10 protein-coding genes and 3 pseudogenes are annotated in these 13,530 nt (G+C 27.5%); 2 read left to right on the top strand and 11 right to left on the bottom strand.

Annotated features, from left to right (window positions below):
• Positions 1–2: 2 nt before the first annotated feature.
• Positions 3–638, top strand: coding sequence for an N-acetyltransferase (locus tag ACNI3D_RS05540; RefSeq protein WP_419768543.1), 636 nt, complete (start codon positions 3–5; stop codon positions 636–638).
• A 6-nt stretch (positions 639–644) separates the two neighbouring features.
• Here the strand turns inward: ACNI3D_RS05540 and ACNI3D_RS05535 are convergent, their stop codons facing one another.
• The 4 genes and pseudogenes from ACNI3D_RS05535 to ACNI3D_RS05525 form a co-directional block, all read right to left on the bottom strand.
• Positions 645–2,966 (bottom strand): HAMP domain-containing methyl-accepting chemotaxis protein, encoded by a 2,322-nt coding sequence (locus ACNI3D_RS05535; RefSeq protein ID WP_419768542.1) that lies wholly within the window; start codon positions 2,964–2,966, stop codon positions 645–647.
• A 188-nt stretch (positions 2,967–3,154) separates the two neighbouring features.
• Positions 3,155–4,504, bottom strand: a pseudogene (locus ACNI3D_RS05530) (methyl-accepting chemotaxis protein); the annotation flags it as partial.
• A gap of 126 nt (positions 4,505–4,630) precedes the next feature.
• Positions 4,631–5,158 (bottom strand): annotated as a pseudogene (locus tag ACNI3D_RS16995) (MCP four helix bundle domain-containing protein); the annotation flags it as partial.
• 213 nt (positions 5,159–5,371) lie between these two features.
• Complete coding sequence (locus tag ACNI3D_RS05525; protein WP_419768540.1) at positions 5,372–6,064, bottom strand: hypothetical protein; 693 nt, start codon at positions 6,062–6,064, stop codon at positions 5,372–5,374.
• A 415-nt stretch (positions 6,065–6,479) separates the two neighbouring features.
• Here ACNI3D_RS05525 and ACNI3D_RS05520 point away from each other — a divergent pair.
• Positions 6,480–6,727, top strand: a pseudogene (locus ACNI3D_RS05520) (helix-turn-helix domain-containing protein).
• 5 nt (positions 6,728–6,732) lie between these two features.
• Here ACNI3D_RS05520 and ACNI3D_RS05515 read toward each other — a convergent pair.
• From ACNI3D_RS05515 to estV, 7 genes are all read right to left on the bottom strand, one after another.
• On the bottom strand, positions 6,733–8,064 hold the full coding sequence (locus ACNI3D_RS05515) for a deoxyguanosinetriphosphate triphosphohydrolase (RefSeq protein WP_419768539.1): 1,332 nt from the start codon (positions 8,062–8,064) through the stop codon (positions 6,733–6,735).
• A 22-nt stretch (positions 8,065–8,086) separates the two neighbouring features.
• Entirely contained in the window at positions 8,087–9,328 is a 1,242-nt protein-coding gene (locus ACNI3D_RS05510; protein ID WP_419768538.1) for an NAD(P)/FAD-dependent oxidoreductase, read from the bottom strand.
• A 112-nt stretch (positions 9,329–9,440) separates the two neighbouring features.
• Positions 9,441–9,800: a RidA family protein gene (locus ACNI3D_RS05505; protein ID WP_419768537.1), complete on the bottom strand. Its 360-nt coding sequence runs from the start codon at positions 9,798–9,800 to the stop codon at positions 9,441–9,443.
• 647 nt (positions 9,801–10,447) lie between these two features.
• Positions 10,448–10,759, bottom strand: a complete 312-nt coding sequence (locus ACNI3D_RS05500; protein ID WP_419768536.1) for an HNH endonuclease — start codon at positions 10,757–10,759, stop codon at positions 10,448–10,450.
• Positions 10,760–10,879: 120 nt separating this feature from the next.
• The gene (locus ACNI3D_RS05495; protein ID WP_419768535.1) at positions 10,880–11,377 is read right to left on the bottom strand and encodes an HIT family protein; all 498 of its coding nucleotides are present in this window, start codon (positions 11,375–11,377) and stop codon (positions 10,880–10,882) included.
• A gap of 8 nt (positions 11,378–11,385) precedes the next feature.
• A complete protein-coding gene (locus tag ACNI3D_RS05490) occupies positions 11,386–12,822 on the bottom strand; it encodes a Mur ligase family protein (RefSeq protein WP_419768534.1) in 1,437 nt (478 codons plus the stop codon).
• Positions 12,809–13,528, bottom strand: a complete 720-nt coding sequence (estV, locus tag ACNI3D_RS05485) for an EstV family lipase (protein ID WP_419768533.1) — start codon at positions 13,526–13,528, stop codon at positions 12,809–12,811. Before estV ends, ACNI3D_RS05490 begins: the two co-directional genes overlap by 14 nt.
• Positions 13,529–13,530: the final 2 nt, after the last annotated feature.

The following is a 13,530-nucleotide window of genomic DNA, read 5'->3' as shown; positions in this document are numbered from 1 at the left end:
TTTTGGAAGTTGTTACCCTAAGTAGAGAAGAATATTTAGAATCGGTACAAAAACTAAGCCACTTTGAGAATCTAAAGTTTCTAAAAAATGCACTTGATTTGTGGGATAACTATTATAGTTGGGAAAAATTCCCACCCCTTGCTTTAAAAGTCAATAATCGTCATGTTACATATCTTTTTTACAATATCTCTAAAAATAACAAATATCTAACAATAAACAATATTCTAACTCCTTTTAAATATAGAAGAAATGGTTATGCATATAAATTATTAAAATATCTTTTTTCTTCAGTAAAGCCCAATAAAGTTGAAAGATGCAAGCTGTATAGTGTAAACAATTCTATTAAGTTTTATAATAAATTAGGGCTAAGATATTGGGGTGTAACTAAAGAGTTACTTTATTACAGTGATTTTAAGATGCCTAAGGATATAAAAGAGATTGAAGAGATTAATTATGAAGGTTCTACTGATGAATTCAATGATATGGAGTTAGAAGATATCCATAATAAATTAAAAGACAATGCAAACTCTTTTGATGAAAAAGAGATTCTCATCCATGAAGATTGTCTAAAACTTATGAAAACTCGTTTTAAATTTGATGAATTATCAGATGAGATAAAAAAAAGAGAGATAAAGTAGAAGAGCTTAAAAGCTCTCCCAGTCGTCAGTATCTTTTTGTGCCTTTTTTATTTCTGCTTGATTTTGTCTCTTTGGTTCTTTTGCATCTTGTTTTAACTCTTCTTTTATATTGTCATCTTTATTAGATTCTTTAGCTTTTACACTATCTTTACCTTTAAACTCTTTTGAATTTGCATCAGACACAATTAGTTTGGCTAGTTCGTCTGTTAATGTTGCTATATCTTGTGTTTCAGATGCTACCATTGCATTTTGTTGGGTTTGTTGGTCTAATTGATTCACGGCATCATTGATTTGTTCTATTCCTGACAATTGTTCTTTTGAGGCACTTTCTACATCAGATATTATTTTTGCAGTTCCCCCTATATTATCATTTAGTACTTTATATCCTTTTATCATCTCTCTTGCTATATTTTTGCCCTCATTTGCTTTGGTTGTTGCATTTTCCACTAATGATTTAATTTCAGTTGCTGCTTCTGCACTTCTTGAAGCTAAGTTTCGCACTTCACCTGCAACTACTGCGAACCCTTTCCCAGCTTCTCCTGCTGTTGCTGCTTCTACTGCTGCATTTAAAGAAAGAATATTTGTTTGAAAAGATATTTGGTCAATTACCGTGATTGCTTCTTTTATTGCTGTTACTTGAGAATCTATTTCTTCCATTGCAAGTGTTGTATCATTTGCCAATGCTTCTCCATTATTTGCTGCTTCTGTTACTCCTAATGATAGTGAAGACATTTTTGCTATATTTTCTGTGTTACTTCTAATATTACTTGTGATTTCTTCTAAGGCTGCGGCTGTTTCTTCTAATGAGCTTGCTGCTTCACTTGAACTTTGATTTAATTTATCTACATTATTTAGTAAAGTATTTGAACTTTTATCTAAAGTCAATCCATTGGATTTACTTTCTAGTAACATTTCTGTTATTGACTCACCTAAGGCATTTATTCCTGATGATAATTTTAAAAGATGCTCTTTTAGTCCAGTTGTTGATATTTTATTTAAGTAATTATAAGATGAGTACTCTTCTACAATATTAAGCACATTATTTATATTATTCTCTAAATTATCTGCCATCTTATTTAATACATCTTTTAATTGCATTAAAGCTGGATTTGATACATTTATATCTAATCTTTGTACTAAATCACCTTGTTCAAACTCTCCTAATACTGCTATTGTCTCATCTATTAATTTTCTATCTTCTTCTATTCCTTTTTTTGTTTTCTCTATATTCTCATTTACTACTTTTGCCATCTTCCCAAATTCATCTGTTGAGTCGATTTTTATTCGTTCTACTTCTCCTATCTCTCTATTTAAGTATTTGAAAAAGTTTAATAATCCTTCTTGGAATGTATTTAATAAGTTAGCTATATTTCTTGGTAAGGCTATTGCTAGGAAAATTGCTAAAGTTAATATTATTATAGATATGATTGTAATTAATAATTTTATATTTGAATTTAATTTTTGGACAGCTGGTCCGATTAAATCTTGTTCTGCCCTAATTGATAATTTAACTTCTTCACTTAAATCTGCAATTTTAGGACCAATAACATTTATCTTTTCTTCAACTATTTCTCTTTTTTTAAGAGTATCATCATATACCTCTTTAACTCCCTTAGTATATATTTGTATTAAATCAAGTAATTCATTAAGTTGAGTTATTCTATTACTATTTTTTATAGTACTTTTTAGTCTCATTAAATTATTAGATAAAATATTAAATTCACTTTCTACTCTATCATATGCATCTTTAGACTCTGTGTCTAAAAACTTCATTGTATAAAGTCTTGCTAATAAAAAACTTCTAATTGCATTTCCTGTAATATATGAAGCTTCATGATCTTGCTCATTTTTTGTTACATTAAAAATAGATGATAAAATAACTTCAATTTTTTTACCATTTACATTTAAAATAGTAGTTAAAATTTTATCTTTATCTTTTGTATATTTTATTACTTTAGAAAAACTCTCTTTATATGTAATTAAATTCTTCTGTATTTCTACTATTTTAGAAGCACGATTTGGTTGTATTATCTCTTTTTTTGCTATATCAATAATATTGAATATCTTTTTATAAGATTTTTCAAAGTCATCTATATTTTTTTGAGAGTCTGCATTTAAGTATTTAATGACACTAATTCTTGCATCTAAAACATTTCCTTCTATTCGTGTAGAGAGAACAGTATCTTTTGCCATTGCCCTATATGATGTAAATCCATCAGCTGATTCATTAATTGAATATATGCTATATACGGCCAAACAAACAATTAAAATCACAATTGTGATAAATGAAGCTATTAACTTCATCTTAATAGTCATATTTTTAAACATATTATTTCCTTTTAACTATTATTTATCATATCTAATAATAATATATTAGCATAAAAGTAGTGATATTATAAGTATTTCAAACACTTAAATTTAAAAGTAATTTATTTAATGATTTTTTTACACAAAATGATTATAATTTTATTCATTGTCTTTTCTATTTTTATATACAAAAATTAAAACAGAAGAGCTTAAAAGCTCTCCCATTCATCATTATTGTCTTTATTTGATTTTATCACTTCATACTTTACTTCTTTTTTCCTTTCAGGTTTTTTTACTTCTTTTTCAAGGGATGAAGTAACATTTTGTTTATTTTCAGTTGATTTAGCTTTTACACTATCTTTACCTTTAAACTCTTTTGTATTTGCATCACTTACTATTAATTTTGCAATTTGATCTGTTAAGATTGCTATATCTTGTGTTTCAGATGCTACCATTGCATTTTGTTGAGTTTGTTGATCTAATTCATTTACTGCATCATTAATTTGTTCTATTCCTGATAGTTGCTCTTTTGAAGCACTTTCTATATCTGTAATTAGGTTTGTTGATTCTAAGATATTACTATTTAATGCTTTATATCCTTTTATCATTTCACCTGCTATATTTTTCCCATCATTTGCTTTATTTGTAGCATTTTCTACTAATGATTTTATCTCACTTGCTGCTTCTGCACTTCTTGAAGCTAGATTTCGCACTTCTCCTGCAACTACTGCAAATCCTTTCCCTGCTTCTCCTGCTGTTGCTGCTTCTACTGCTGCATTTAGACTTAGAATATTTGTTTGGAAAGCTATTTGATCTATTACTGTGATTGCTTCTTTTATTGCTGTTACTTGAGCATTTATCTCTTCCATAGCCAAGGTAGTGTCATTTGCTAAGGCTTCACCTGCATTTGCTGCTTCTGTTACTCCTAATGATAGTGAAGACATTTTTGCTATATTTTCTGTGTTACTTCTAATATTACTTGTGATTTCTTCTAAGGCTGCGGCTGTTTCTTCTAATGAGCTTGCTGCTTCATTTGAACTTTGATTTAATTTATCTACATTATTTAGTAAAATATTTGAACTTTTATCTAATGTTAAACCATTTGATTTATTCTCAACTAACATCTCAGTTATTGAATCACCTAGATTATTTACTCCACTTGCTAATTTTAGAAGATGTTCTTTTATACCTTTTGTAGATATCTTATTTAAATAATTATATGAAGAGTATTCTTCTACAATATTAAGCACATTATTTATATTATTCTCTAAATTATCTGCCATCTTATTTAACACATCTTTTAATTGCATTAAAGCTGGATTTGATACATTTATATCTAATCTTTGTACTAAATCACCTTGTTCAAACTCTCCTAATACTGCTATTGTCTCATCTATTAATTTTCTATCTTCTTCTATTCCTTTTTTTGTTTTCTCTATATTCTCATTTACTACTTTTGCCATCTTCCCAAATTCATCTGTTGAGTCGATTTTTATTCGTTCTACTTCTCCTATCTCTCTATTTAAGTATTTGAAAAAGTCTATTAAGCCTGTTTGGAAAGTGTTAAGTTTATTAACAATTTCTTTTATAATAAGAAATCCTGTTCCAATTCCTAATGCAAGTGCAATAAAAATAATAACCATAACCATTGTTTTTGCATTATCATATACAATGTCTCCATTTTCACTAGCTTTTTGTCCACCATTAACATTCATTTCAACCAATTTAAGCATTTCAGAAGAATAAGCATTAAATGATTTTTCACCTTCTTGTAAAGTTCTAATAGCTTCATCAGTTTTATTTGCTCTTGATACAGTTAATAAACGATCATGTATTTCCATATAATTATCAAACTCTTTAGAGAACTTGTCATATAAATCTTGCTCTTCAGTAGAAGATATAAGTTTTTCATATAGTGAACGATCTTTATTTAATTTAACCAATACATCTTTCATTTTATCTTCTGCAATTTTCATACTCTCAGGAGTTTGCGACAACACATGTAAAAATTCTGAAATACGAAAATCTGAAGTATCTGTATTAATTTCCTCCACCACTTTGATACTTGGCATCCAATTATCTGACATTATTGTTGATTGATCATTTACCATACTCATTCTCTGCAAAGAAAAAAACCCAAGCAATCCAATTAGTACTAAAATAATTCCAAAACCTAAACTTAACTTTGTAGTAATTTTTATATTTTTTAACATATTAAAACCTGTAATTATAATTAACTATTATTCAGCATAATAGTTTATCAAAACAATTAAATAAATATTTAACTATTTTAAGTAAGTGCTTTTTAGTAAAAAAGTACTTAAACAAAATTCTCAACGAAAACCTAAAAAAAATTTTTAATATAAAAATATAATTCTTACATTATAAATAATTTAATAGACTTCTGGGCACTTTATTAATAAAGCTCAAATAACTATATTATTGTTAATATTAATTATAAACTTCATTTCTTGATATATTTTTCCTTCTAATTCAAATCTTTTTTTTTCTATTATAATTTCTCCTTTATAATGTTCTTCAACAATTTTCTTTGATATATATAACCCAATGTCTAAAGGAGTTTCATTTATATTTCCATTAGTAACTCTAATAGTAATCTTTGTATTATTTTGATTTGTTTCTGTTTTGATTATTATTATTTTATGTTTTGACTTATTTTTTAAGATATCGATTAACGAAGACAATACACATATAAATATTTGTGTTAATTCATTTTCATAACCAGTAAAATTACTATTAGCTAAGTAATTTGTTTTAACTAATATTTTGTATTTTGTAAAAATTTCATTGTGCATGGATATTGCATTTTGTAAAGCATTATTGATATTAAATGATTTCAATTCATCTTTATTTGATAAAAATATATCAAAATAACTAATGCCATTTAGTATACTTTTAATGTTTTCATTTATAGTAATTAAAGTCTCTTTATAAGATTCTTCATTAATTAAACCCATTTCTGCATTTAACAAAGTACCTGAAGACATAGTATATATTTTATTTAAGGGATTTTTACATTCAGACATGACATTTTGCATGACATTTGCCAACTGCAAAATTCTATAATCTTCTTTACTCAATAAATTATTTTCTTTCATTAGTAAATATATTTCTTATTATTTCTTTTCATTCTTCTCATCTCAATTATGATTAATATATGATAAACTACTAATTAGTAATTAGTAATTAGTAATTAGTAATTACTAATTATTGATATCATAATTAAATAAAATAATAATTTCTATATCCCATAGGATAATAATACATCAATTATAAAGTTAGTAATTATTATATTTATTAAAAATCAATAAAAATATGAATATAAAAAGATAATTAAATCCTAACAATTATTATATTTATCCTATAGAATAAAGATAAAAAATTATTATATCTATATAGTTATGTTGCTAATGTAATAATAGGGTAATTAATACAAAAAAGATAAAAATTATTATAACTATAATAATTACAGGGTTATTTAAATTATATAATAATAGGATAATTAATACAGAAATGAATTTATTAGATAATACAACTGAAATTGAAATTGAATTTTTTTATAGGAAAATATCAGAAAACATAAAAAAAAAAGAATTGAAAAGGGATTAAAACAATTAGAAGTTGCCCTTGAAATTGGTATAAAATCAGTTGCTTTTTATTCTAATTGTGAGAATTTAAAATACAAAAAACATTTTAATTTAGAACATGTATATAAATTAGCGAAACTTTTTAATATAGAACCATCTGAGTTATTAAAATAAATATTTTAATAACTCATTCCAATAAATTGATGGGCAATATATTTTGCATGATTATCAGTCATACCTACGATATAATCAATAACTCTTTGATACATATTGTATAGTGAGTCGTTTTTATTTGGTTTATCATTTTCCATTAGTTGCAAGGCTCTTTGATCTTTAAAGGATAACTTTTTCTCATCTTTGCATTTGTGCAGTCTATAAGTAGCTTTTATTAGGTTATCTAACAAGGTTTCAATTATATTATAAGCACCAAGTTCTAATTCTACTTTTCTAGTCTCATTAAATACTTTTTCATGACCTAGTTTTTTTGCTACCAATAATCCTTGCTTTAAATCATCATTTGTAAAATATGTTAATAAATCTTTTTCTTGGTTTTCACTGCAGATATGTTCTAAATTTTCTTCAAATTTTTCCATTGCATGATTAGTAAGATTGTTGATTGACAGGGCAACAAATCTTGATAATCTTTGGAAATCATCATACTTTTCATTTGCAAGTGAATTTTTAACCTCTTGGGTTCCTAATATATGTTCAAAGATTTTTATTGTGTCATTAAGTGTGATGATTTTAAGTTCATGGGCATCTTGTAAATCTAACAACCCATAACAAATATCATCAGCAACTTCCATCAAATAAGAAAGTGGATGTCTCATATATGTCCCATCTTTTCTTACCAAATCAAGTTCTTTAAAAAGTAGTTCGAAAAACTCTTTTTCACTTTGAAAAAAGTTGAATTTTGACTTTCCTATTTTTTTACAATTACTTGAAGCATAAGGATACTTTATAAGTGCTCCCAAAGTAGAAAAAGTAAGATTCATACCACCTTTAAAACTATTGTTTTCAAGTTTTGATACTATTCTAAAACTTTGGGCATTGCCATCTAGGTTTAAAAAATCATCTAACTCATCACTTGATAAGGCTTTTAGAAAACTCTCTTCTTTATTTTTTGCAAACCACTCTTTAATAACTTCTTCACCTGCATGTCCAAAGGGTGGATTCCCAATATCATGTGCCAAACAAGCTGTTTGAACTATATATCCCACATCATATGGATTTATACTCTCATTTTTTCTTTTAAATATCTCTCCAGCTCTTAATCCTAAACTTCTTCCCACACTTGCAACTTCTAAACTATGAGTCAATCTATTATGCACATGGTCATTTTTAGATAAAGGATGAACTTGCGTTTTTTTTGAAAGTCTTCTAAATGACTTTGAAAATATTAATCTATCATAATCTTTGTGGAAACTACTTCTATAAAACTCTTCATTTTTTGATTCTGAGATTTTACCTTCACCATAATATTTCTTTTTAGATAGTAGTTTTGAATACATCTATAACCTTTTATATTTTATTTTATTGATAAAAACCTGAGAAAAGTAAAACATCATCGCTATTTTTATTCTCTAAATCTTTTGTGATAATTTTTCTAACTATTTTCCCAATACTAGGAGCAAAAGTCATACCAAGCCAACCCATTCCCATAGCATATACTAAGTTTTTATACTCTTCATCTCTTCCAAATAGTGGTATATCATTTGGAGTAAGTGGTCTAAATCCTGTCCACTCTTTTATCTCTTTCATCTCAAAGGGAAGTGTGTATTTTTCAAAGTTTGATTTTATACTATCTATTTGCTCTTTTACTACTTTTGTATCAGTAGAACCTAGTTCTAATTTTGAGGTAAGTCTTACACTATCTCGTCTTGGAGTCATCACTATAAACAAATCACTAAACAGTGTTGATGTTTTTGGCTTAAATTCACTTGGCATAGAAAAAGTGATACTATAACCTTTTGCAGGTGTCATCATCAAACTTTTTTTTCTAATATCAGCTAAAAGTGTTTGATAACCAGTTGAAAGTATAAAGTTTTCTGCTTCGTAAGTGTTTGTAAGTGAACTTACTGATTTTACTTTTTTATTTGAAAATTTTATATCTATGATTTTTTCATTTAATATAAACTCAACACCCTCTTTTTTTAAAAATTCTTTTGTTTCAAACATAACTCTTTTAGGGTCAAGGTGAGCATTTCTATTAAATAAAATTGAACCTTTTATTTTCTCATTTCCACAAGGTAAATACTCTTTTGTCTCTTCTTTTGATAATATTTTATATGTTTTTTTATCTTTTAATTCACACTCTTTTAACTTCTTCTCATAACTTGCATCTTCTGTAAATACAGAAAGCATACCTTTTCTGTGATAGTCAAAATCTAGTTTATCCTCTTTTTGCATCTTTTCATATAATTTTAAAGTATCTTCCCCATACTTTTCAAAAAGCATAACTGTTCTTTTAAATCTCTTTTCATTTGCACTTGCTGCAAATCTAAAAAGCCAATTAAATAGTTTGGGGTCAAGTTTTGGATGAACTTTTACTGGAGATTCACCTTTTATCATCTGCTTCATTGTGTTTGTAATAACACCAGGATAAGCTAAACATCCTTTATCAAAAGCAGATAATAATCCAGCATTTCCAAACGATGTACAATCAGTAATATCACCTTCATCGATAATAGTTACTTTTCGTCCAGCTTTATGTAAATGATAAGCACACATAAGTCCAACAACTCCAGCGCCGATAATAATAGTGTCTCTTTTCATAAATAGTTCTCCAGATTTTATTTGAAATAATACTATGCAAGTATTATACTTCAAGAAGAAATAAGATGTAATAAATTTCTTTAATGTTTAGCAAAAAGAAAAAATCTTTTTACTATAATATTCTACTCTTTACTGCTGTAAATATTATCTCTACTAGTGTATTAGAACTTGCCATATTTGCTTCAACACAAGCACGTGCAGGTGGTTGTTCTTTTGATACCCAAGCATCCCAGACTTCATTAAAGTCTGCAAAATCTCTAGCGATGTCTTTTACAAATATTTCAGCTCGTAAGATATGGTCTTTATTGCTTCCAGCTTCAGCTAATCTTTCTTCTCCCATAGCCAATACCCTTTGAGCCTGACCTTTTATATCTAAGTCTTTATCATCAGATACAATTCCAGCTAAGTATATAACGCCATTGTATTCAACAATTTGACTCATTCTATCATTTAATTGTTTTCTAATTATCATAGTTAATTCCTGTATTGAGTTTTTATGTATTAAGTATAGCATTGTAAAGTTATATTGGCTTGAAAATAATAAGTTTCTCTCTTGAAGAGGTAAACCTCTTCTCTTTCTTACTTTTACCTTTCAGGATTTAGTCACTTCGTTCCCGCATGTATTGACGAAAAGTAAGCAAAAACAACTACGGCTTCGAAGCCAGAGGTTCCCTCACTTATTATTTTTATCTTTTCTGATTGGTAAAACTCGCTTATTAAAACTTCCATTTAGGAACTTTTAAACACTCAGACAGTTACCAATCTTGTTTAGAAAAGAGAGAAATAAACGCTCGGCTTCTGTAGATGTAGTAATATGAGTTGGTGTCTAAATATTAATTTATGAATTTTAAGTTTGAACTACAGGAATTTCTTCCTGCCTTTGATGAAGCCGAGTAGTTTTAAATTTTTTTCGGAAAAAGTCGAGGACTTGTTTGGAATAAAAAAGAGTGATAAACTCACTCTTTTTTATGAGTCCCGCAGACTAGAAAATAAATTTAAAACTGGGAGGGTAGCTTCGCCTTCATCAATTCGGCAGTCTTTTTTGCTTACTTTTTCGAGATCAAAAAGTAAGAGATACGAAGACCGACAGGTGTTCATGAAAAAATATAGTAAATATTTTTAATTATTCTCAAGTGCTTGTTTTATTATCAAAGAAACAGTATCTTTATTAATACTCTTTTCCTTACAATATTTTGATTCAAGCCAAATAGAAAGTTCTTTTTGTCCTTTACTTGCATTGCAACTACAACAACATAAAGCTATGTTTTCTCTTGTGATTATTTTTGCATTATTAATAATATGTTCCCAACTTGGAGCAGTTTTTTTAGAAACTTTTGAAGAGGTAAACTCTACGCTACAATAAACACATTTTTTATCTCTTTGCTTAACTTCTAATTCTAACCATAAAGGAATATTCCAAGTATTTGCCATATTTTTTCTATCTTCACAAGTTTAAAATATATTGTATATAAGAATTAGGAAGTTCTTTTATATTTTCATTTTCCAAAATTTCATCCTCTGCATGTAGTAAAATTATACTTACAAATAAAATTAATTTTCTTTAAAATATTTATCTGAATTCTCACAAAATTTCTTATAAATCTTCCCAAAATCTACAGGATAAACTCTAGTATCTCCTATAGTAGTGATAAAATTAGTATCCCCTCCCCATCTTGGAACAAGATGATAATGAACATGCTCTGCTATACCAGCACCAGCAGCTTTGCTAAGATTCATACCAATATTTATACCCTCAGCATTTAAAACCTCTTTTAACATCTTTGTAGCTTGTTTAACACGTAAAGACATCTCAATCCATACTTCATCATCTAAATCTTCTATATTTTCTGTATGAAAGTTTGGGATTACCATCATATGACCCGGAGTGTATGGGTATTTGTTCATAACCACATAGCAGTTTTTATCTCTAAAAACAACACCTAGTTTTTCATCATCATTTGGATTTTCATAAATGTGACAAAATACACACCCCTCAATCTTATCTTCTGTTACATACTCAAATCGCCAAGGTGCATAAATTCTTTCCATAATAATTCCTATATGAAGTTTGGAGCGTCATTTGCAAAAAGGATTAAATCCCCTGCTCTTGTTTTTTCTGCTAAAGTCTCTTCCATTTTCGATTTATCTTTTAAGATAAACTGTTTATTTTTATCAATATTATCACTAAAAAGATGAGTATTTAATGAACCAGTTAAAATAACAAAATCAAAGTGTTTATTTATCTCTTTTGCTAAAAGTATATTTGTCTCATCTGTTGATTCTACAAGACCTGGAGTTATGATTACTTTTCTTCCTTTGTATTCACTACAAAGATTTACAGCTTCAAGCATACCTTCAAAATTTCCATTAAAACTATCATCAATGATTACTTTTCCACCAGCTTCTATTTTTTGAAGTCTATGTTCTACTGGCTTAATTTTATCTAGGGCTATTTTGATTTGATCTATACTCATACCTAACTCTTTTGCCATAAGAATACAAGCTGTTAGATTTACTGCGTTGAAACTTCCAAGTATTGGTGCATAAAAATGCTCTTGTTTCCCATCAATATTAACATCAAACCAGATTCCATCTAGATTACTTTTTGTTATGTTTAAATCATTTGGGAACTTTTCTATTTTTGAATAGTCTAAAATTGGTACAGATTCATGTACAAAAGCTTTTATCATTTTTGGTGATTTTAGAATTTCCATTTTTGTGTGGATAATATTATCTAAGGTTTTGAAATACTCTATATGTTGTTCACCTACTTGTCCTAAGATCGCATAATCTTGGTGCAAGAAGTTTGATATCTCTTCTATATCGCCTTGCATTCTAGCCCCTGCTTCTGCTATGTATATCTGTGTATTTTCAGGTAGGTCTCTGTTTACATCTAAAACAAGTCCTGCTAGGGTATTTACACTTCTTGGAGTTTTATAGGCATTGAACTTTGACTTAAGTATTTGGTATAAATAGTTCTTTATAGATGTTTTTCCATATGATGCAGTAATTGCTATGATTTTTAAATTCTTTATACCTTGAAGTCTTTTTTTAGCTCTATGTTTAAAAGAGATAAAAAATATTCTTTCCAATGAAAAAGAGACCAAATAAGCTATAAATAGTGGAATAAAAATACCAGCAGATTTACAATTTTCACTTACAAAACATAAAAGACTTATACTAAATGTTACAAATAAAAGTATCGCCAAGAATCTTTGAACCCGTGAAGTTAAAACCAAAGGTTTATCAAGTTTCATATTCCATAAAATCAATAAAGGTAAATATAAAGCATAAAAATATATCAAAAAGTATAAGGATGGCAATAAATAATACATTACAAAAGGTGTTACAAAATATATGATATGCCAATGCAGTTTATGATGCTTAAAGACAACTCTTTCTAACTTATAGCTATACCATTGTAAATTGGTAATCAAATACCAACCAAGTGACATAACTAAAACTAAATGTGTAAATATATTAAAGTATTCCATTTTCTACTCTCTCACTTATATCTTTTGCATGTTCAACAAAGAAAAAATGAGTCCCTTCATATGATTTAAATTCACTGTTTTTTATAAGTGAGGCAATTTTTTTACCAGATTCTAAAGAAACAGCAGTATCACTTTTCCCCCAAAATATATATGCTTTTCCAGAAAAGTTTTTAAACTCTTCTGTAAAATCTTCATTTAGTACATTTTTAAAAGTCTCATACATATTTTCACTCATATTATCCACATCTTTACTTCTAAAAATCTTAGTAATACCACCTAATCCTAAGGATTTAAATAACTTAGCCATTTTGATTTTTCTTTTTACTTTTGCTGATTTTTCTTCTACTATTCCAGCACTACTTAGAAGTATAAGATTTTTGGGATTTAATTTTGTGGCAACTTTTCCACCATATGAGTGTCCTATAATTGTATCTTTTGAAGCAGAAATAGATTTTAAAAATATCTCCATAATATTTGTATAATCATCTGTTGTAAGTACATATTGAGTAGGACTTTTTCCAAAACCTGGTAGGTCAACATATATTTGTCTAAAACTTGGCAAATAGCTTTTGAAGTTTTTACTCATGATATCTTTATTTGAACCCCAACCATGAAGAATAACAATATCTTTTTTTGAAGATTGATTTATTATTTCATATGAGATATCAAAAGTTTTATTATCGTATTGAATTGATTTTAAAGCCAAGG

Source organism: Arcobacter siniprincipis (SeqCode) (assembly GCF_048571125.1).
GTDB lineage: Bacteria > Campylobacterota > Campylobacteria > Campylobacterales > Arcobacteraceae > Arcobacter > Arcobacter siniprincipis.
The sequence above is the reverse complement of the archived record's forward strand: the minus strand, read 5'-3'. Positions and strand labels throughout refer to the sequence as shown.